Source organism: Brevundimonas sp. G8 (assembly GCF_902506205.1).
Taxonomy (GTDB): domain Bacteria; phylum Pseudomonadota; class Alphaproteobacteria; order Caulobacterales; family Caulobacteraceae; genus Brevundimonas.
Genome location: NZ_LR732816.1, coordinates 3,266,075 through 3,284,985 on the forward strand (window position 1 = coordinate 3,266,075; position 18,911 = coordinate 3,284,985).

19 protein-coding genes are annotated in these 18,911 nt (G+C 62.4%); 7 read left to right on the forward strand and 12 right to left on the reverse strand.

Annotated features, from left to right (window positions below; translation table 11 throughout):
- The first annotated feature begins 40 nt into the window (after positions 1–40).
- The 3 genes from CHRYSEO8AT_RS15815 (at position 41) to CHRYSEO8AT_RS15825 (ending at position 2,179) form a co-directional block, all read left to right on the forward strand.
- Positions 41–931 (forward strand): LysR family transcriptional regulator, encoded by an 891-nt coding sequence (locus CHRYSEO8AT_RS15815; protein WP_159851501.1) that lies wholly within the window; start codon positions 41–43, stop codon positions 929–931.
- 242 nt (positions 932–1,173) lie between these two features.
- On the forward strand, positions 1,174–1,878 hold the full coding sequence (locus CHRYSEO8AT_RS15820; protein WP_159851502.1) for an SOS response-associated peptidase: 705 nt from the start codon (positions 1,174–1,176) through the stop codon (positions 1,876–1,878).
- 25 nt (positions 1,879–1,903) lie between these two features.
- Positions 1,904–2,179, forward strand: coding sequence for a hypothetical protein (locus tag CHRYSEO8AT_RS15825; protein ID WP_159851503.1), 276 nt, complete (start codon positions 1,904–1,906; stop codon positions 2,177–2,179).
- Between the two features lie 208 nt (positions 2,180–2,387).
- On the opposite strand, the gene CHRYSEO8AT_RS15830 is transcribed toward CHRYSEO8AT_RS15825, so the two are convergent.
- From CHRYSEO8AT_RS15830 to CHRYSEO8AT_RS15845, 4 genes are all read right to left on the reverse strand, one after another.
- Entirely contained in the window at positions 2,388–2,969 is a 582-nt protein-coding gene (locus CHRYSEO8AT_RS15830) for a helix-turn-helix transcriptional regulator (RefSeq protein ID WP_370514247.1), read from the reverse strand.
- Positions 2,962–3,231 carry a hypothetical protein gene (locus tag CHRYSEO8AT_RS15835; protein ID WP_159851504.1) on the reverse strand — a complete coding sequence of 90 codons (270 nt, stop codon included), beginning with the start codon at positions 3,229–3,231 and terminating at the stop codon, positions 2,962–2,964. Before CHRYSEO8AT_RS15835 ends, CHRYSEO8AT_RS15830 begins: the two co-directional genes overlap by 8 nt.
- A complete protein-coding gene (locus CHRYSEO8AT_RS15840; RefSeq protein WP_159851505.1) occupies positions 3,228–3,680 on the reverse strand; it encodes an RNA polymerase sigma factor in 453 nt (150 codons plus the stop codon). Before CHRYSEO8AT_RS15840 ends, CHRYSEO8AT_RS15835 begins: the two co-directional genes overlap by 4 nt.
- 704 nt (positions 3,681–4,384) lie before the next feature.
- Positions 4,385–5,311, reverse strand: coding sequence for an NADP-dependent oxidoreductase (locus CHRYSEO8AT_RS15845; protein ID WP_201304462.1), 927 nt, complete (start codon positions 5,309–5,311; stop codon positions 4,385–4,387).
- A gap of 85 nt (positions 5,312–5,396) precedes the next feature.
- Here CHRYSEO8AT_RS15845 and CHRYSEO8AT_RS15850 point away from each other — a divergent pair, with 85 nt between their 5' ends.
- Positions 5,397–6,143 carry a helix-turn-helix domain-containing protein gene (locus CHRYSEO8AT_RS15850; protein ID WP_201304463.1) on the forward strand — a complete coding sequence of 249 codons (747 nt, stop codon included), beginning with the start codon at positions 5,397–5,399 and terminating at the stop codon, positions 6,141–6,143.
- A 178-nt stretch (positions 6,144–6,321) separates the two neighbouring features.
- On the opposite strand, the gene CHRYSEO8AT_RS15855 is transcribed toward CHRYSEO8AT_RS15850, so the two are convergent.
- From CHRYSEO8AT_RS15855 to CHRYSEO8AT_RS15870, 4 genes are all read right to left on the reverse strand, one after another.
- Entirely contained in the window at positions 6,322–6,690 is a 369-nt protein-coding gene (locus tag CHRYSEO8AT_RS15855) for a hypothetical protein (RefSeq protein WP_159851506.1), read from the reverse strand.
- 136 nt (positions 6,691–6,826) lie between these two features.
- Positions 6,827–7,093 (reverse strand): hypothetical protein, encoded by a 267-nt coding sequence (locus CHRYSEO8AT_RS15860; RefSeq protein WP_159851507.1) that lies wholly within the window; start codon positions 7,091–7,093, stop codon positions 6,827–6,829.
- Between the two features lie 58 nt (positions 7,094–7,151).
- Entirely contained in the window at positions 7,152–7,547 is a 396-nt protein-coding gene (locus CHRYSEO8AT_RS15865; RefSeq protein ID WP_159851508.1) for a hypothetical protein, read from the reverse strand.
- A 575-nt stretch (positions 7,548–8,122) separates the two neighbouring features.
- On the reverse strand, positions 8,123–8,749 hold the full coding sequence (locus CHRYSEO8AT_RS15870; RefSeq protein ID WP_159851509.1) for a tyrosine-type recombinase/integrase: 627 nt from the start codon (positions 8,747–8,749) through the stop codon (positions 8,123–8,125).
- Between the two features lie 189 nt (positions 8,750–8,938).
- Between CHRYSEO8AT_RS15870 and CHRYSEO8AT_RS15875 the strand changes: the two genes are divergently transcribed.
- Together CHRYSEO8AT_RS15875 and CHRYSEO8AT_RS15880 are read left to right on the forward strand one after the other, a co-directional pair.
- Positions 8,939–9,457, forward strand: coding sequence for a GNAT family N-acetyltransferase (locus tag CHRYSEO8AT_RS15875; protein WP_236547581.1), 519 nt, complete (start codon positions 8,939–8,941; stop codon positions 9,455–9,457).
- Between the two features lie 79 nt (positions 9,458–9,536).
- On the forward strand, positions 9,537–10,229 hold the full coding sequence (locus CHRYSEO8AT_RS15880; RefSeq protein ID WP_159851510.1) for an IS6 family transposase: 693 nt from the start codon (positions 9,537–9,539) through the stop codon (positions 10,227–10,229).
- A 353-nt stretch (positions 10,230–10,582) separates the two neighbouring features.
- Here CHRYSEO8AT_RS15880 and CHRYSEO8AT_RS15885 read toward each other — a convergent pair whose 3' ends face one another.
- A complete protein-coding gene (locus tag CHRYSEO8AT_RS15885; protein WP_159851511.1) occupies positions 10,583–10,948 on the reverse strand; it encodes a hypothetical protein in 366 nt (121 codons plus the stop codon).
- 323 nt (positions 10,949–11,271) lie between these two features.
- A complete protein-coding gene (locus CHRYSEO8AT_RS15890) occupies positions 11,272–12,267 on the reverse strand; it encodes an alpha/beta fold hydrolase (protein WP_159851512.1) in 996 nt (331 codons plus the stop codon).
- A gap of 90 nt (positions 12,268–12,357) precedes the next feature.
- On the opposite strand from CHRYSEO8AT_RS15890, the gene CHRYSEO8AT_RS15895 reads away from it, so the two are divergent.
- Complete coding sequence (locus tag CHRYSEO8AT_RS15895) at positions 12,358–13,290, forward strand: LysR family transcriptional regulator (protein ID WP_159851513.1); 933 nt, start codon at positions 12,358–12,360, stop codon at positions 13,288–13,290.
- Between the two features lie 616 nt (positions 13,291–13,906).
- Here the strand turns inward: CHRYSEO8AT_RS15895 and CHRYSEO8AT_RS15900 are convergent.
- Together CHRYSEO8AT_RS15900 and CHRYSEO8AT_RS15905 are read right to left on the reverse strand one after the other, a co-directional pair.
- The gene (locus CHRYSEO8AT_RS15900) at positions 13,907–15,997 is read right to left on the reverse strand and encodes a DUF4238 domain-containing protein (protein WP_159851514.1); all 2,091 of its coding nucleotides are present in this window, start codon (positions 15,995–15,997) and stop codon (positions 13,907–13,909) included.
- A 464-nt stretch (positions 15,998–16,461) separates the two neighbouring features.
- A complete protein-coding gene (locus CHRYSEO8AT_RS15905; RefSeq protein ID WP_159851515.1) occupies positions 16,462–18,909 on the reverse strand; it encodes an AAA family ATPase in 2,448 nt (815 codons plus the stop codon).
- Positions 18,910–18,911: the final 2 nt, after the last annotated feature.

An 18,911-nucleotide genomic window follows, 5' to 3' on the forward strand; every position in this document is an offset into this window, starting at 1 on the left:
CGTCCTGACACGACGCCTCGCTGTTTTGGATATCCCAGCCATGAAGTTTGAGTTTTTCATCACGCTTGATGCGATTCTTCGTCACGGAAGCTTTGCAGCGGCAGCCGACGATCTCGGCCTGACTCCCAGCGCCGTCAGTCTGCAGATGAAACGACTTGAAGAATATCTGGGGCAGCCGCTGTTCGATCGCTCGGCGCGAACCTCACGTCCCACGCCGTTGGCGCGAGAGTTGTCGGAGAATATTCGCGTCGCACTGGACTCAGTCGAGGCGGTCCGCACACGTCATACCGTCGCTCTCACGGGCCGGGTCATGCTCGGGACCATCCGCTCCTTGCAGCCCACGCTTGTTCCGCTCGTCCTGGCAGAGATCAGTCAACGACACCCCGAACTCAGCGTACGCGTGATTCAGGGTGACTCCGTCGAACTGCTCGATCAGCTAAAGGCGGGGCGGCTGGATGGCGTGGCGCTCATCCGTCCGACCTCCGGCGGATCAAGCCGGTTATACTGGCACGATCTCGTCGAGCAGCCGTTCGTCTTCGTCGCCCCACCCGATGCGACCGGTCGATCCATCAAGACCATGATCGACCGTTATCCTTGGCTGCAGTTTGATACGTCACTCACCAGCGGACGCGTAGCGGCCAGCCATATGCACAAGCTGGCTCCAGGCCTGAAACCCCGATTTGAACTGGAATCCATCGAGGCTGTCCTGGCGATGGTCTCGGCCGGTCTCGGCGTTTCCATCCTTCCCCAGGTGCGCGGACGCATGCTCAGCGCCTACCCCGTCCAGGAGATTTCCCTCGGCAAGAACGCCCCAGTTCGACAGATCGCATTCGCCTGCCGAGGTCCCGACTTCGACAATCGCCGCGTGATGGCGCTACGCGATGCCTTGGTGATCAGCTACGGTGAGAAGCTGGAGATGGGTGGAGAATGATGGGCCACAACAGCAGCGAGCTCCAGCGCTTCCGTTGAGAGAATACTGCTGCTTGGCGAGGACATCAAATCGGGGATGGTGCCAAACGACGCCGCACGGGACGTGTTCGACAGGGTTTACGCGCCGATCCGCTGACGGCGTCGCATGTTAAGGACCGCTTTCAGGTTGAGGCGAACGTCTGATCGCGACCGGCCGCCTCCACGTGACTCCACAAACCCGGTTCGTCGTGCGAGCGTCCCGCCATGTGCAACCTCTATCGCCAGCGCTCCGGTCCTCAAGCGATCATGGACATGGCCAAGGCCATGCGCTCGACGGTCGGCAACCTAGCGCCGGGAGACGTCTATCCCGACTACGCCGCGCCGATCATAAGGACGGCCGCCGATGGCGTTCGCGAACTCGCCCTGGCGCGCTGGGGCATGCCGTCGTCATCGAAGGCGATCTATGAGGCGGCGACCAAGCGCGCCGATAGGTTGCGGGCCAAGACGACGGAGTTCGACTTCCAGGACCTGCTGAAGAATGAGCCGGACAGCGGCACGACCAACGTCCGCAACACGGCGTCGACCCATTGGAAGCGCTGGCTGGAGCCGTCGCACCGCTGCCTGGTTCCGTTCACAGCCTTTAGCGAACCCGGCCGCGACGCCGCCGGCAAGTACCAGCCGGCGTGGTTCAAGCTGGCGGGCGACGACCCTGACCCCCTGGCCTTCTTTGCCGGCATCCACCTCCCGGCCTGGGAGGGCGTGCGCAAGATCAAGACCGGCTGGGAGCAGGCCGACCTGTTCGCCTTCCTTACGACGGAGCCCAGTGAGCCTGTGAAGTCGATCCACCCGAAGGCCATGCCGGTGATTTTGACGGAGACAGACGAGATCGAGGCCTGGATGACCGCCCCCTGGCCGGAGGCCAGCGCGCTGCAGTGCGCCCTTCCTGACGGCGCGCTGGCGACGCTCTGAACGACTCGGCCTAGAAGCTGCGCCCATGACGCCCGACGAACTGAACGACGCACTAGACGCGATGCAGGCCGCGGCCGGCGAAGACGCCAACAGACGACCCGGTCTGATCGAGATTCAATCCGACGCGTGGGTCGATGGCTTGGCCGACATGCCGGTCGCGAAACCCAAGACCATTGTCGACGGGATCCGCATTCGCGACATCAAGGTCGCGGTGAGCGCGGGCGTTGTCTCCACGGTCTTGCCCCGCGCGGAGGCGGCCGAGCGAGGCGAGCCGTATCGTGATCTGGCGTCGCGGACCTAGACCGTCTCGGGCGCCGTCGATTTGCCGCGACATGACCTAGCAAGCCCGCTCCAGGATATCCCATGGACGGAGGGGATCCGGATCAGCGACCCCGGGATAAAGGCGCTGATGATCGCGGTCGCGATCGAAAAGCGGCCTGCAGTTCCTGCCCGCCCTCGCCCTGGGACCGATCGTCGAGCACTTCCCGGAACCGAGGTGACGAAGTCCGCTAGAAGCCAAAGTCCGTCTGGGCCGGATCCGGACCCCGCGACCGGCGTCGCGAAATCCGGGCCGGGGCAGCGGGCGGCGGAAGCGGCGGCGAAACCGACCGCATCGGCGGCAGGGCGGACGGCAGCGCCCGCGTCGATCGCGGCATGCCGGGCAATCGCGGCGCGCTCGGCGGGCTGAAACGCCGCCCCTCGCCCGGCGCTCGGACACTCACCGGCTCGGCGGATCGCCTCTCCTGCTTCCAGGCGTTCAGCTCGCTTTCCCACCATCCGACCCGTCCCGGGGACACCGGAACAGGCCCCGGAAACAGTCCCGCCCTCTGCATGCGCCACGCCGTCGTCCGACTGAAACCGACGAGTTTGCGCACCTCGGGCCAGGGCAGAAGCCGGTCCTCCGGACCGCCGGGCTCAAGGCCCCAGCTGTGTGACCGGATCGCGGTCGTCCGCCCTCTCGAAGGCCGAACGGGCGTCGGCGGCTCAACGCGCTCCAGGATCACCCCTGTGACGATGCGCCCCCTCGCCGCCTCCGGGATGCCGGCGAAGAGGTCCGGGATGTCGGATCGGTCCGGCCGTCGGTCAGCCACGGCGTCGGCCCTGCGCTGCGGCCGGGGCGCCGGTGCGAAGCTCCGAGACCTGGCTCGCCGCCCAGGCCTCGAGCAGATTGCGCGGATAGAGCGGTTTGGACCGGACGTGGCGGCACGGCGGGCCGTCCGATCGGGTCGACCACAGCCGCGCCAGCGTGGCCGGCTTGAGCCGGATGCCGCGCTGCGCCAGGAAGGCAGAGGCCTCGGCGCGCGTCAGGAGCGCGCCCTCCTCCAGAGCAGAGCCTGGGGGTTCCGTCGTCATAGGGCGCCGCCCTGAGGTCGGCATTGCCGGACGGTGAACACCCTGCGTCCCGCCGCCAGGGCGAGGTAGCAGTCCAAAACGTTCGAGACGTACCGCAGGGGCGCTGGCAAGCTGTCGATCACCTGTTCCAGCAGCACAGCCTCGAGTTGGTCGGGGCTGAGACTGTCGTCGTCTGCGTTGGCTGCCGCATGGCGCGCCGCGACTTGGCGATGACGCACCCGGTCTAGCGCGAGATTCTGGGCGATTCGAAGCAGGAACGCCTTGGGATGCTGGATGGGATTGTCGTGTCCGAGCGCCGCCACCCGGACCCAGGCGTCCTGGACGATGTCCTCGGCGTCGGCCCCGAACCGCCCCCGCATCCTTGCGGTCAGCCAGGGCGCATAGCGACGGTACAGGTCGGCCATACCCACTTCGGCGCGGACGCGCGATTGCACAGTTTCCTCCGACACGGGTCCGCCTCCTTTCGCAAAGAGGCGGACCCGGCCGATGCCGGATGTTGAGAACGTGATTGAGACACGCGCGGGCGCCTTTAGCCGTGCCGCAAGGCGAAGCCTGGACATACGCGCACGCCATCCGTGCACCGGAATTGAAGATCAGGTCGAACAGTCAATCGAGGTTCTCACGCCTCGGCGTCCCTACGAACGCGCCCGGATTCTCATCCAGAAATCGCCGCCTGACAAGAGGGCGGGTTGCGAGCCGGAGAACCCAGCGTAGAATGCCGCCGTCCGACCGGATTGCCGCCGCCCTGTCCAAGCGCCCTGCGCCAAAGGCGTCGGCCATGCCCAACAGTCATGTTCTCACACTTCCGGTCGGACACCCGGCCTGATTTGTTCGTCGCAACCAAACCATTAGAACGGGTCCAAGCGCTGCCGTACCGCCCCTCTCGGGCTGAGATTGAACCATCATGAAGGACGCCCTCGACCACCTGCCCGAGCGCCAGCAACGCGAGTTGGAGCATAGCGAATGGTCGCGCTAATCAGAGCTGCTTAGCGCCAGGAGCAGACATTTGCAGGTCGCCGATAAGGCGACACTCGATAGTATGGCGAAGGTCCGAGCCGGCGTTGCGGCGAGGTCAGCTCTCGCCCCATAGCGGACGCCCCAGAGAGCCGGCGACGCCCTGAGACCGTCGCCTCGAACCATAGTTCCGCTAGCGTTAGGCAATCGCCAGAATGATCTTTCCCTGAGCCCGGCCACTCTCCGAGAGTTCGAGCGCTTCGGTGACATCCTCGAAGGAATAAACAGTGCCGACATGAGGCGTAAGCCGGCCCTCGTCGACGAGAGACCGGAGAGATGACAGCTGATCAGCATTTGCTTTTGTGTATACCCGTTCAACCCTGACGTCGGACCACGGCTTGTCCTCGCCAGGAAACGCCACCGCCGTAACAAGGACACCGCCCGGTCGAACCGTGCGGAACGCGCGCTTAAACGTCTCCCCGCCTATGGTGTCGAACACCACATCCATATCGCTGACCACCTGCTCGAACGGCTGGGCCGTGTAGTCGACGAAAGCGTCGACCCCCAGGCTTCGGACGAAGGCTTCATTTCGGCTCGACGCCATCGCGGTGACGTGCGCGCCTTTCGCCTTGGCGATCTGGATAGCGAGCGAGCCCACGCCGCCCGACCCGCCCGTGATCAAGAGACGATCGCCCGCTTTGAGACCCCCAGCATCGATCATTGACTGCCAGGCTGTCAGGCCTCCTAGCGGAATGGCTGCGGAATGGATGAAGTCGAGGCGCTCGGGTTTGCGCACGAGGTCGTCGGCCTCGACCACGACGTATTCGGCGAACCCGCCGCTCGAAACGATGCCGAAAACCTCGTCACCTTCCCCGAGGATATCGACCCCCTCTCCGACTGCGTCCACTACCCCGGAAATCTCGCTTCCCATGCGGATAGGAAGCGTCATGCCCATGCGTTGGCCCGCCCCGTTACGGATCTTCCAGTCGACGGGATTGACACCCGCCGCACGCACCGCCACCCGGATCTTGCCTGGTCCAGGGGTCGAGCAAGGCAGCTCGACAAGTCGGACGACGCTGTTGTCGCCGTAGTTATCAATGCTCACAGCCTTCATCATTTTGGTCATCGGCATTCTCCTCGACGGGTTCGAGGCGCTGATGTAGGGCGATCGGCCACCGATGTGCCGCCAATCGGCATCGCGGAGACGCCAAATGATGGACACGCCCTCCTTCACGGTGAGCCGAGGCCAGAAGCTCCGGAGCAAGGGACTGCCGATGCATACGCATCGGGAGGGTCAACTTACGTTCGCCGCCTCTGGCGTCGTGCAGATCCACACCAAGGAAGGCCGATGGCTCGCACCGCCGCTGCTCGCCGTCTGGGTGCCTCCGGGTGTCGAGCACATGGCGGAAGTCCTCAGGGATGCAGAACTGCGGATCGTTCATTGCCAGGCGGAGGCCGTCGCATCGATCCGACCTTCTCTGGCAGCCGATCGAGCCTTTGCGGTCAGAGTGACTCCACTCTTCGCCGCACTGCTTGAGGCGGCTTTCGTATCGGGGGTCCCGCAGTCAAAGATCGATCTGCTTGTGCAACTGATGCTCCACGAGCTGGCGGAAACTGTCGACGCCCCAACCTTCTTGCCGATGCCGTCCAGCGCCGTCGCCCTCCGTGTTGCCGAACTGGCGATCGACGACCCCAGGGGTCGCTTCGATCTTCATGACCTTGCTACCCAAGCAGCGACTTCTGAGCGGACGGCGAGCCGACTCTTCCCCGCCGAGACAGGCTTGACCTTCAAGGGCTGGCGTCAACGCGCGCGCATTGTTCATGCCATCGACCGCCTCGGCAGCGGACTTCCAATCGCACGCGTGGCCTCCGCTTGCGGATTTTCGAGCACGGCCGCCTTTTCAGCTGCTTTCAGGCAGGTGACGAGGATGTCGCCCACGGAGTTCGTGCGGGGCTGAGCCGGCTGCAAAGACGTGAGTTTCGGGGTCAGGCTTAAATGTCGGCTGTCAGCCCTTCTGCCAATGTTGCTAACCACTTATCTCAGACGTTCGGGAAAGTCGGCTATCGGCTCCCAGCCCAATGTCCGTTTCTCAGGTGCTGTTCGATGACCGCTCTCGACCCATTGCGGACCTCTACCTATCCTCCCAACGCGACCGAAAGCCTCTCCCTCACGTCCAAAGGGAGAACTTCCCGAGACGCGCTGAGCAAAATCAGGTCTGCCTCTGACCAGACCTTTTTTCGGGCAATGGAGCCTGTGATCGACACATTTTCCAACACCAGCTTCGTAAGGCTTAGTCCACGTCCCTCTAGTGCTGACGAGAGGGAACAAAGTTCAACCTCGTTCATACCACGCACGGCCTCTTGGAGGTCAGCGAGCACGTATTTCGCATCGCGGTCACTCAGAGCGGCCAGTTCATCGGAAGTGAACATGGGCTGATCCGCGTGGAACTCGACCATGGTTGCGGAGAGGGCATCGAGCGCAAGCTTTCGTTCGTGCGGTTCCATAAGGCACCTTCGGCTATGGAAGGTTTGGTTTCCACCCTCAACTGACGCGGATGGAGACCGCTTTTCAGCAAGAGGTCCGACGTCCGCTTTAGACGTTGGAGCCCGGGTCTCAAATCGACCCAGCGGACCTTTTCCGTCAGAGACCAAGAAGGGTCGCCAGAACCACAGTAACCGCGAATGCGATCAAACCTCCGCCCACGAGTAGCAAGGCGGACAGGAGGTCTCGGCTGAATAGATAGGCCGCAATCGCGCTTCCGACGACAATCGCAAACATCACGATGAAAGCGTCTAGAGCCCGACGTTCTGAAACAGCTGAGATCATCAGTCCGGTAACGACGCAGACCACCCACGAAGACAAAATGATCGCAATCAAGCGATTGCCCTTTTCCTTGGTGAAAATCATCCACGTTCCCCGTTTGGTAGCCGACAATCATACGAAGGCGGATGTCCGATTCCGACCCTTAGCGGACCTTCAGCTTGCGGCCCGGTATGCCGAGGTATTCGTCAATCGACCGGCGGCCCCTCTGGTCTTCGACGGTGACAGTGAAATGGCCGCCGTATCTGCTGTCGGTAGCAAAGCGAGCAGTTAGGGCGGCGAACGCTGACGCGCTTGTGCCATGGCTCGCGCAAAGTCGATCAAGAGCATCCTGATACAGCTTGATGACTTTGGTGAGTGTCGGAGATGTTGCGCTGCCCAAACTCGTGCCAGTCAGGAAGTCCACCTCTATGTATCCCGCTGGCGAACCCGCTGCTTCGGCGAAGATGTCTATCTCGTAGTAGCCTACGAGCAGGCATATGCCGCTCCCGAGCGAGTCAGCGATATTATGTCCGATGGATTTGAGTTCGCCGAACTTCATCAGGTCACTCTACCGATCCAACGACCACTTTCCACCCCTAGCTGACGCCGATCGCGACGGCTTTCCGACCAGAAGTCCACGTCAGCTTTCGGCGACGAAGCCCAGAAACGAAATCGACCCCTCCAGACGGTGTAGTTTGGGTCTAGCGTCGCCATTGGAACGGGAGTTCGACCTCACGCCCGACTTCGGCCTGATCAGCCACGAAGCTGGCTGACATACACAAGCTCCACTCACCAAGCCGGGCGTCAGGCGTGCTCAGAACAATACACCGGTCCAACTCTCCGGCTGCACCAACGCGACACCGGAGACGGACCGACTCGTCTGGAAGGTCGGTGCCGGACGGCTGGCAGCGGGTAATCTCTTCAGGCGATGGGGTGCGCTTCCATAGCGGGGGCTTGGATTGGCTGTGAGTCCCAGCAGGGGCGAACCCGCAACCGCTAAGGAAAACAGCAACAGCCGCGACCTGACCAGAAATACGTTTCATCGCGATGGAGGATAGACACACGGAAGGTCCGCTTTCCACCCCTCCGAGACATTGGGGCAGTCCGCTTTCTGGCGAGCTGCCCCGAGTGGGCTCAGAGGTCGATCTGCTCCAAAATCTCCAGCGCATCGTCCACTTCGATGCCGAGATACCTGACGGTGCTCTCCAGCTTTCCGTGCCCGAGCAGAAGTTGGCAGGCGCGTAGGTTTCCGGTCTTCTTGTAGATCAAGGCCACCTTGGTCCGTCGAAGGCTGTGCGTGCCATAAGCGCTTGGGTTGAGGTCGATCATTCTCACCCAGGCATCGACCAGCCGCGCGTATTGTCTGGTGCCTATGTGCTCTCCCTCCCGGCTGCGGCTGGGGAAAAGCCAGTCGTCACGCCGTCGCCCTCGGCGCTCCAACCATTGAACCAGCGCTTCTCTGGCGGCCTCCGTGATCTCGAACGGCACGGGCCGACCGGTCTTCTGCTGAATGATCGTCGACCGCTGCCGAATGACGCCACCTTGAGCGATGTCGCCGAGGCGGAGTTTTACGAGATCACAGCCCCGCAGTTTGGCGTCCAATGCGATGTTGAACATCGCCAGATCCCGGATCGATCCAACGGACTTGAGGTGCTGTCGGATCGCCCAGATATGCTTTGGCTTGAGTGGAGCCTTGGCTCCAGCCATTCGACCAGCGTTCCAGGGTTTGCGTGGTAAACGAAACAGATCGGGCTGGCTCATGGCCACCTCCCACGATCAACGCCCCCTCATCAGGATACGCTCCAAACTGCGCGGATGCGCCAGGATCGGTCATTCATTGAGTGCCGGAAACACGACATTCAGCGTGCGCTCGAAGGTCGGAATTCCGCCCGCTCGCCTAAGACCGGGTCCGACCCGTTCCGGACATAGGTGGTTGCCGGGCAGGAGGTTGTGCGCCAAATCCGTCTGATGATTATTCGCCCGGAAACCCCCGAAGACACCGCTGCCATCAGGACGCTGACTGACGCTGCCTTCGTAGGGGTTGAGCATAGCAGCCAGACCGAAGGCGCTATCGTTGACGCTTTGAGGGCGGCCGACGCGCTCACGTTGTCTCTCGTTGCCGAGCAGGATGGTTCGATTATCGGCCATGTCAGCTTCTCGCCTGTTCTGATAAATGGCGAGGACACCGGATGGTTTGGCCTTGGGCCGGTCTCGGTCTCACCAAGCCTTCAACGTGGCGGTGTCGGTTCGATGCTGATCAAGGAGGGGCTGGACAGGCTGGCGACCCATGGCGCGCAAGGATGCGTCGTCCTCGGCGATCCCGACTATTACGGTCGTTTCGGTTTCCGCAGCGACCACGCCCTTCGCTACGGCGACGTTCCGCCTGATTATTTTCAGTCGCTGGTTCTAGGCGGCGAACTCGCGACAGGTGAAGTAACCTACCACGCCGGTTTCGAAGCCACCACCTGAGCGTAAGCGGCGCTGTCAGTCTGACGCTAACTAGTCTCCACTTCAGACCGCCTAATGGCATGATCGGAGATCGCATTTCTTGAAGCCACTATCGTTCAAGCGCCATCGCTTCCCCGCGGCGATCATCCGCCAGGCCGTGTGGCTCTACTTCCGCTTCAGCCTAAGCCTTAGCGACGTTGAAGAGCTGATGGCCGCGCGCGGGATCGACGTCAGCTATGAGACGATCCGCTGCTGGACGATCAAGTTCGGACCTCAGATCGCACGACGGCTGAAGAAGCTTCGCCCCTCCCCGTCTCCACGCTGGCACCTCGACGAAGTCGTTTGCTCGATCGGCGGAAAACGCATGTTTCTGTGGCGCGCCGTGGACGACGAAGGCGAGGTGTTGGACGTTGTCGTTCAGCGACGGCGCGACACAGAAGCGGCCTTGAAGTTGCTCCGGCGTCTCCTGCAAAATCAGCCAGTTGAACCTGAGAAGATCGTCACCGATGGGCTCGGATCATACCAGGCGGCTTTAGACCAGATCGGCCTGCGTCACCTGCATTCCCCTGGCCAGCTGCGAGAAAACAATCGAGCGGAGAACTCCCACCTGCCGATACGCCGGCGGGAGCGACAGCAGCAGCTGTTCAAATCTCAGGATTCAGCCCAGCGCTTTCTCACCACTCACGCCGCGATCTACAACACCTTCTACACGCAACGACATCTCATCAGCCGACCGAACCTCCGCCGTTTCCGCGCCAGGGCGAATGCGGCATGGGCCGTCGCTGTCGCCTGAGATTTCGTCGGGCTGGGCAAGTTGCGGTGCTCCTCGATTAACCTGACAGCACTAGCTGAGCGGTGGCAGTGAACCGGCAACATAGGCGTGAGATCATCGCTTGGGTGGGCAATATCGCTGGGGGCCCGTGTTCGATCTCAACTGGCTAATCGATGAGGCGTTGGGTCAGGACCGATTCAATGCACGCTCACCCACGCACGACTTGTTGCGGGCGGCCGCTTGGAATTTTGTGATCCGCCTCCTAGAGTCCCGCAAAGCCAGCAGGATGGGAACGGCGCGCGGTTGGCATGTAAGAACATCGACGCCGCTGACCGCGCCGCTTACAGACCGCCGTCGATCACGGTCTTTATAGACTAGCGGCTTGCCCTCAGACGCCGTCCCGCCAAAAGCGATCTGGCCTTGCCGGCCGCGCCCGAGATTAGCAAGGCGGGTATCGCTTCCAGCGCAAGCCAACCGAAGGCAACAACAAACAACGGCTCCGGGCTTGTATGCGCCAGCATCACAGGTGCCTGAGCAAAAACGATAATTGCCCCCCAGCACCACGAACGGGCGGGGAGTACCCAGCCAACCACTGCCGCTATCGCGAGGGACGCCAGATACCACGCCCAATAATAGGGAGCGTCCCACGGCTCTACCGTGCCGAGGATCGCGCTTGCAGACGCCCAGAAGCCGACGCCCAGAATAAATACGCCGAGGAAGCGAAGACCGTTTTTTTTCATGGGTATTTTATCCCTCGCTCGCATGACCAAGATGAGCCGGTGTTGAGCAGTTTCTGTAGTTTCGAGGTTTGATCCTCACAGAGGAAACCGGTGAACTTGGGCGATGACGTGGCGTGGTCCCGCCTCGATTGTCAGAGCCAGACCATGCGCGCCGCCAAGTCGCGATCAGACGGCAGGCCGCAAGGTTTACAACTCCGGCAGGTGAACTCAGGTTTTATGAGAAGATCCGCCGCCGTTGACCCAGGTCGCTGGGCCCGGTCAACGGCGGATTGCCTCAAGCTGAACAGCGATTGGTCACCGACCGGCGCGATTTTCAAGGCTCGTCAGCGCGTCAGTTGGCGACCAAGAAAGTCCTGGATGTAACTTCCGATCTCGCCGTGCCGTGTCTCAAGTGCGAAATGCCCCGCATCCAGAAGGTGGATTTCTGCATTGGGGAGGTCGCGCTGATAGGCTTGCGCTCCTGCGGGCACAAAGGCGCGGTCATGTCGCCCCCACACCGCGAGCAGTGGCGGGCGGCAGGCACGGAAGTAGGCTTGGAAATCTGGGTAGAGTGCGACATTGCTGCGGTAATCCAGGATGAGGTCCAACTGTATCTCCTCGGCGCCTGGGCGCGCCATATACGCGATATCGAGTTCATAGCCGTCCGGCGACAGCAAGGCGGGATCCGAGCCTGGTGCGTAATGCCAGCCCTCGATCGTCTCTGCCGACAGGGAAGCGCGGCAGGCCTCACGGTTGGCGCTGCTTGGATCGCGCCAATAGGTTTGCCACGCACCCCATTCGTCGCTGAAGCCTTCCAGGTAAGCATTTCCGTTCTGAGAGATGATTGCGGAGACGCGTTCGGGTCGGCTCATCGCCAATCGCAAGCCGACCGGCGCGCCGTAGTCGAAGATGTATAGCGCATATCGTTCCAGCCCGATCGCATCGACGAAGCCATCCATCACCTTGGCGAGATTGTCGAAACCATACTCAAACTGTCCGCGAGGCGGCGCCTTCGTCTGTCCAAAGCCGGGCATGTCGGGTGCAATCACACGGTAGCGGCCAGCCAAGTGGGGAATCAGGTCGCGGAACATGTGGCTTGCGGATGGAAAGCCGTGCAGCAGCAACAGAACAGGCGCATCGGCCGGTCCTGCTTCGCGATAGAAGACATCGACTTCGCCGACCTGTTGGCGCTTGTACTGGACTTGAGGCAATGAATTCTCCTGTGGTTTGGGTTGAGTGGCCGATGCCGACGTCGACGCCGGCAGACTTGCCCCGAGAGCGCCGACGACAAGGGCGCCGAGCGCTGAACGCCGGCTGGCTGGGGTTTCGAAAGTGGACATGGCGGCTTCCTTGTTTGCGCCGCAAAAGATAGGCCCTGCAAAAAAAGCAATGAATGTTGCATTTCGAGCGACTGAATTGCAGATTCTGCAATGATGGACCGGCTGGACGCCATTGGCCTCTTTGTGACTGCTGTTGAGGAAGGATCTCTTGCCGCCTCTGCGCGCCGCCATGGCCGCTCTCCAGCGCAAGTCACACGAGCCATCGCTCAGCTCGAACGACAGGCAGGCGAAGCCCTATTGCTGCGCTCCACTCGCAAGCTCAGCTTGACCGCGGCGGGCGATCGCCATCTTCAGGTTTGGCGCGAAGTGATGGCGAGGCTTCGTGAGATCGAACCGACAACCCGGGCGACGTCCCTCCAAGGCGCCATCGTTCTGACCGCACCCGAACTATTGGGGCGGATCGAAGTAATGCCGATCTTGGAAAGCTTTCTTGCCGAACATCCTAGGGTTTCGGCGCGGATCATGCTTTTGAACCGACAGGTCAATCTGATCGGCGAAGGCGTGGATGTCGCCGTTCGGTTGGCGCCCTTGGCGGACTCGGCTTTGACCGCGGTTCGGGTCGGCGAGATCCGCACGCTGCTCTGCGCCTCGCCTGAGTATCTGGCGCGAGCAGGTTCGCCCGAGCGATTGCGCGACCTTCAGGACCATGACTGCATAGGCCTGAATGATGAGGGAGATGCAGAGCTATGGACTTTCGGAGGCGAAACTCGCCCCGGCGGGCGGACGAGGGCCGTCCGCGTCCAAAGTCGCGTCAGCGTCAATAACGCCATGGCCGCAATCGACTATGCCCTTCGGGGCGGAGGCTTGATCCAGGCTCGTTCCTACCAGGTCGCTGCACACATTACGGCTGGGAAGCTGGTTCGTCTCCTTCGCGACCACGAGGCGCCGCCGGTCCCCGTACACGTGGTGTTCCCCGGCGACCGAGCCAGGAACCAGGCGGTGCGCGGCTTCATCGACCATCTCACGCCGCGCCTGCGCAAAGCGTTGCGTGCACTCGACAGCGACGCGAATGTGGTCGACTGAAGGTGGGCAAGCGGCTAGAGGGGCTCTATCAACAGAAAGTCCAGGTTGCGCGATCCATCGCCCGGATGCGCGGGCTGTTAGCCGATACTGGCCAGCCCTGCAAAATGCGGTGCGCGTCCATCATCGCTATCTGGAGGCTGCGAGACAAGGCGTCGATCTCCTCGCTCACATCCCAGGGCTTGCGCTATGGCTAGCGATCGCCTCGCGCAGGACAGATTGTTGGCAGCCGATGATCGGGCTGAAGACTGTATCCTCGCCCAAGGCTCGCGCACGCCGAATCGCACCCTGTATATTTGACACCGTTTCCTCTGCGAGCTGGGCCGCCAACACCGGAGGTATCTTTCCAACTTCGAGGCAATGGGCTAGCGCCGGAGGAACGCCGACATCTACCGGCAGTCCAGCTTCCGCGAATGGCGGTTAGGCGCAAAGCGCCCCGCCCTCACCTGCGCCGCGGCTTCGGCAATGCGCCAGAAGCGGACATTCACGGCCCACCCGAAACACGACATTCGGTCGACGTACCCTAGCGTTCCGGACCGGGGCAGACGTGGCATGAGGGCGGCGACTGCCAAGGGAAGCAGTTAGGGAGTTGTTTCCGACAGCAGTTCACCTGACAGAGCTAGTTCCATTCAGGCAGCTCCGGCAGGTCTTCGTCTGGGACGAAGGGTATCTCAACTCGGATCGCACCGTCGGGCATGGTCCACGGCACGACGGGAAGCAGCCAGAGGATGCGTTCCGCGTGACGGTTCAGGCCGAGAAACTCGCCGTAGCCGTCCCACTGGCCGCGCCTGTTCCACAGGAAGGCGAGGTCGCGCTGATAGTCGCTGAGCCAGGCGCGCAGCTCCCGTGCCTCAAGCTCCTTTGTGAGCGCCGGGACGGCTTCGAAGACATTCGTCTCGATCCCGTCGGCATGGCCGAGAAGGCCAGCAAGATGCTCAAGCAGGAAACCCAGACGGGGAAGCACCGCTCCGAGAAATCTATCCATGTCGGCGTCGAGACGATAAGCGCGTCGAGCCTCCCCGAAGGTCTCGAAGAGTTCTCCAAGGCCCATAAGGGCTACTTCCTCCTCGATCTCTAAACGTGAGGGGTCGGCGAAGGCTGACGACGCCCGGCTCGCGAAATAGGCGCTCCAGGCTGGGTAGGTGGTGCGTTGAAGGATGCCATCGAGGCCTTCCACCTGCTGTGTGAGCAGTACCCCCGGAAGAGCTTCGTCGAATGTCTGCGTGACGCCAGCCGATGCAAGCTGGTTGGCGATGATGTAGGCACACTGAGTGCGGACGGCGTCGTCCTCGTTCAGCAGGTGGTGCGCCACGAAGGACTGCACGACGATGTGGCTCTTCACCACGCCATCGCGCACGACGTTGGGGCATTGAGCGACGCCAATGCCCTTCTCATCCTGCCGGGTCGGAGGTGCCGACACATTCAGCATGCCACGATCTAGCGCTGCTAGTGCAGACGGATAGTCGTCGGCAACCGTAATGCCGTCGAGACGATCCAGCGGGACGGTCCAGGCAACCTCGCGCAGGAGATCGCTTAGAGCCTCGGAGATCCGTTTCGGCACGCCTTCCTCGAACGTGCCTTGGAAGTGGGCAGGGATGCTGAAGGCCGACGAGGTTGGACGAAGCTCATTGCCGGAAGCTTCTACGGTCTGACCTTTGCTCTTCGAGAGGCCGTCGGTGATGGCCGCTTCCACGACAACGACCGAGCGGTTGCCCATATCGGCCATGAGCGGATCAGCCTGATCGAGAAGCGAGCCGGCCAGGAAATAGACATGGCTGCACGCCGCTGCTGCCCTATTGTATTCGGCGACATCAAAGGCGGGCGGCTCGCGCTTTGAGCCGATCAGGACCGTGCGCGAGGTCAGCGGCAGAAAAACGGTATCGATTTCGCTGAGCTTGGCCATCATCAGCGGATGGATCTGGCCGTCGCGTTCTACGGCGAGAGCCACGCAGTCGGGCAGGATCAAATCTTCGTCCGTCGCCACGACCCTCCACGCCAAAGTGCTTAGCTCTGCCACTCTGAGGTTGGACGTATCGCTCTTAGCCAGCGCTTTTCGGTGGGCATCGGCGGCCACCGATTTTGCTTCGCCCGACAGCATGCCAATCAGAACGTCGATCTGCCCCTTCTGCTGGGTATAGAAGCTTGTGAACTGCTCCCGGATCATCGCGTAGGCGATCCGGGTCATCAGCTCTTCAGGCACATTGGCCAAAGCGGGATTGATGGCAGGCAGCTGCTGCGCCAGCCTATCGACGACATGTCCGCGAAACGTGTCTGTGACGCCCGGGCCTTCCAACCCGATAAGGCGCCGCACTGCGTCTTCGTCCGAGAACAGCTCGGTGAAGCTATCCGCCATCGTCGTCAGACCGTGAGCGAAAGCCCCGCGAAGATGCGCGTTGCGAGTCGTAAGGTGCGCGATGACCTCGGCGGCGGTCGTGGCGTTGGCCTGCTCGCCCAGCCCGACGGCTCTTAGCTCTTTGACGAGGGTTGCGAGATGCCCCTCGTAGTCGGTGATTTCGTCATCGAGCGTGCGGGTGCCGTCCTTGCTTGGCTCGGAATAAAAATACGATTGAGCGCCGCTTCGATTGATGCCCGAAATGAACGGCTTTGCACCTCGACGGTAGACGTAAATCTGCTCCTTGCCGTCGGCGGACGGTATCTGGAAACCCCGCTGATAGAGCTGCGGGATTTCGTGTTGGACTTTGCCGGCCATGCGGTTCCTTTCGCGAAAATCGATCAGTCCGCGTGCTGGGAATTCATCTGTAGGTTCAGCGACACTCCTAGCTAACACTGGTAGGAGGGACCGTCGCGTGAAAGCCGCTTTGCGCCAGAAGCGGACATTAGCTTCCTGACCCAAAGCGCACATCGACAGCGATCCAGCTATGGCGACGCAAATAGACCGGTGATTGTAAGCATCGCGGTCAATGACGCAGCCAACCCCTCGGATTTGATCACGCCCGAACAGTCCGCGACATCTACGGAAGGAAGGCCACGACGAGAGAGTCCAGCCAAGCAGGAATCCGCGCTCGAAGCCCCTGAGCCCTTCAGCCCTTGAGCCCATAAGCCCATAAGCCCATGAGACCGTCGACCGTCAGCCGGGACTGCAATAGACCTTATGGCCACTCTGCTCGACAAGACGCAGTAGTGGGCGCCGCCGGTTCAAAGACCGGCTGGAAGTCAAGCCGCGTCAAGCTGATCTGCCTCGTATTTGTGGGATTTCGGTGTCGCGACGGTCTCGCCTTCAAAGTTTCGGGTCACCTCGACGGTGATCATGGAATCCCCTGGATAGGCCGGGCTCAGCTCCAGGGTCAGATAGTCGAACAGGGCGCGCTCGTGCACGGCGACAATCACCTGGCGGCCCACGCCCTTGGATAGGGTTCGCAAAAGGGCGGCGAATTGCGCGATGTGGACATCGTCCATGGACTGGACAGGATCGTCCAGAACGAGCCACGGCGTCCGTGCGGGCACAGACAGATGCAGCGCCAGGAACAGCGTCAGCGCGGCCGTATTGAGATTGCCCTGGCTGAGCATTGCGCCCGGTGTCCCCGAGGTCCGGCCCGACCTGTGCACCGTCTCCAGAACCGCTTCGACCTTGTCCTTCTCGCCCTCCGGAATCTTGAAGGCCGGCACGAAGTCCTCGGAGGGCGCCAGCCTTATGAACAGGTCCCGCCATGACTTGTTGAGCGCCGTGTTGAACACCTTTTTCACGATGGCGGAGCGAACCTTTTGCGCCGCGTCGGAGACGGATTTGGCAGACTCCCGGACCTCTGCGACCGCACCCAGACCCGCCTTGACGCGTCGGCTTTCGGCCCTGGCGTCGTTCAGGTCGGCCTCTCCCTTGCCGAGGTCCAGCAGAGCGCGCTTCAGGGTCTCGAGGTGTCCCATGGCCTGAACCCGCCGGGTAATCTGACTCTGGGCCGACGCAATCTGACCGTCGAGCGCCGCCGAGGCTTGGATGAGCGCGTCGTCGACCGACGGGAACGCGCCCAGTGGCGACGATAGTATCAAATCGACGATCCGCTCGAGCTCGGGCCTGATCGAGGCCGAGGTCTCATTCGCACGCCGCGCGACCACCGCCGCGTCACGCGCCGCGGCTTGACGGTCCAGAAGATCGGCCCCTGTCTCCGCGACCGTCTCCAGATCGCGCAGCTGGTCCACGATGCCCGCCATCTGCGTCGCCCGATTGGTAAGGGCGGCGAGCGCCTCAACCTCCAGACGTTTCTGGCTGACGGTCAGGAGTTCGCGCTGCGCCTGGGTGAGCCGGTTGGTGACCTCCGCGCGTTCGAGAGCGAGGGCCTGCAGCCGCCCGGCCTCGGTCGTCAGGGCGGCGATCTTTCCGGCGAGATGGGCCGACAGCGGTCCCGCCTCCTGCTCTGCGAAATCACGGTCGCACACCGGGCAGAGATTCGAATGGATGTGCGGCGCCAGACCCGCCAGCGCGCTCGCCAGAGTGCGGGTGTTGTCGACGCTTGAAGACAGCGCGGAATCCAGTTCCTCAAGCCGGACACCGGCGCGCGAGACCGTCTGCTGCAGCACGTCGGCGCGCTCTGCGGCCTCGGTTGCCGCCGCAATCAGATTGTCGCAGCGTTCAGCCTCACCCTCCGCCCGGGCGAGCGCGGAGGCTCGGGCCGAGGTCGGGCCGTCATCGAGACCTGGGAGGTCCGGAAAATGGGTTCCGGCCAAGGTGAGAACCGCCGCGAGGCGGGCTCCTGGCTCTTGTCGCCATTGATCCAGGTGAGTGCTGAGCGCCTGAAGGGTCTGTTCGCGCACAGCGAGGTCGCGCTGGACATCCGTCTGGGCGAGACCTCGCCAGGTCTGGGTCGCGGTCTTCAGCTCGGCGCGCAGTCGCTCGAGGGACACGAGGGCGTCCGATTCCAGGGCGCTGCCCTCAAGCTCGGCGAGGAGCGTCTCGATCTCAGCCATAGATGTCCCGGGATCAGCGGGGCGTCCCAGCAGCGCCAGAACTCCGGCGGCGTCGGCCCGGGCGGTGCCGCTGCGTGAGACCGCTGCGTCCAGGGCGGCGCCCGCATCGATCACCTCCTGTGAAGAGGCCGTCTCGAGGGCTTCAAGGCGACGGTAGGCCGGCACAAGATTTCTCACCCGCGCGACGTTGAAGGCCGGATAGAGGCCGTCAACGAGAGCGTCCAGGGGATCGAGACCGAGGATTTCCTTGACGAACTGGGTCAGGGGGGACGAGGTCGTGGTCGTCGTCTGACTACTGTAGATTTCCAGAAGCCGGCCTAGGGTCGCCTGGGGGAGATAGCATCGCTCCGCAAAGAACCGGTCCAGGCCAGTCTCCAGCAAGGGCTCGGCGTCGAAGGCGGCCTCCGTGAACCGGGCTTCGCCCATGGTTCTCTGGCCTTTCGCCAAAGCCTCCGTGGTCGACAGGGAAATCGTGCCCCCTGCCTCGCCCAAGTGAGTCAGGTAGGACTGGTATCCGTCTCCGTTCGCGGCGAGGTGCGCCATGCGTCCAGTCAGCCCGATTTCGAGAGCAGACATGATGCTGGACTTGCCCATGCCGTTGGTACCGTGAACCAGCACCACCTGGGCGTTGAGCGGCACGACGATCTTGCCCTTGATGCTTCGGAAGTTCTCGACGACGAGAGTGTCCAGGCGAGGGGCCATGC

Excerpts from the sequence above, each read along its gene's own strand:
- CHRYSEO8AT_RS15815 (WP_159851501.1), top strand. The coding sequence starts at position 41 with ATGAAGTTTGAGTTTTTCATCACGCTTGATGCGATTCTTCGTCACGGA.
- CHRYSEO8AT_RS15820 (WP_159851502.1), top strand. The coding sequence starts at position 1,174 with ATGTGCAACCTCTATCGCCAGCGCTCCGGTCCTCAAGCGATCATGGAC.
- CHRYSEO8AT_RS15825 (WP_159851503.1), top strand. The coding sequence starts at position 1,904 with ATGACGCCCGACGAACTGAACGACGCACTAGACGCGATGCAGGCCGCG.
- CHRYSEO8AT_RS15835 (WP_159851504.1), bottom strand. The coding sequence starts at position 3,231 with ATGACGACGGAACCCCCAGGCTCTGCTCTGGAGGAGGGCGCGCTCCTG.
- CHRYSEO8AT_RS15845 (WP_201304462.1), bottom strand. The coding sequence starts at position 5,311 with ATGACCAAAATGATGAAGGCTGTGAGCATTGATAACTACGGCGACAAC.
- CHRYSEO8AT_RS15850 (WP_201304463.1), top strand. The coding sequence starts at position 5,397 with ATGATGGACACGCCCTCCTTCACGGTGAGCCGAGGCCAGAAGCTCCGG.
- CHRYSEO8AT_RS15855 (WP_159851506.1), bottom strand. The coding sequence starts at position 6,690 with ATGGAACCGCACGAACGAAAGCTTGCGCTCGATGCCCTCTCCGCAACC.
- CHRYSEO8AT_RS15860 (WP_159851507.1), bottom strand. The coding sequence starts at position 7,093 with ATGATTTTCACCAAGGAAAAGGGCAATCGCTTGATTGCGATCATTTTG.
- CHRYSEO8AT_RS15865 (WP_159851508.1), bottom strand. The coding sequence starts at position 7,547 with ATGAAGTTCGGCGAACTCAAATCCATCGGACATAATATCGCTGACTCG.
- CHRYSEO8AT_RS15870 (WP_159851509.1), bottom strand. The coding sequence starts at position 8,749 with ATGAGCCAGCCCGATCTGTTTCGTTTACCACGCAAACCCTGGAACGCT.
- CHRYSEO8AT_RS15885 (WP_159851511.1), bottom strand. The coding sequence starts at position 10,948 with ATGAAAAAAAACGGTCTTCGCTTCCTCGGCGTATTTATTCTGGGCGTC.
- CHRYSEO8AT_RS15890 (WP_159851512.1), bottom strand. The coding sequence starts at position 12,267 with ATGTCCACTTTCGAAACCCCAGCCAGCCGGCGTTCAGCGCTCGGCGCC.
- CHRYSEO8AT_RS15895 (WP_159851513.1), top strand. The coding sequence starts at position 12,358 with ATGATGGACCGGCTGGACGCCATTGGCCTCTTTGTGACTGCTGTTGAG.
- CHRYSEO8AT_RS15900 (WP_159851514.1), bottom strand. The coding sequence starts at position 15,997 with ATGGCCGGCAAAGTCCAACACGAAATCCCGCAGCTCTATCAGCGGGGT.
- CHRYSEO8AT_RS15905 (WP_159851515.1), bottom strand. The coding sequence starts at position 18,909 with ATGGCCCCTCGCCTGGACACTCTCGTCGTCGAGAACTTCCGAAGCATC.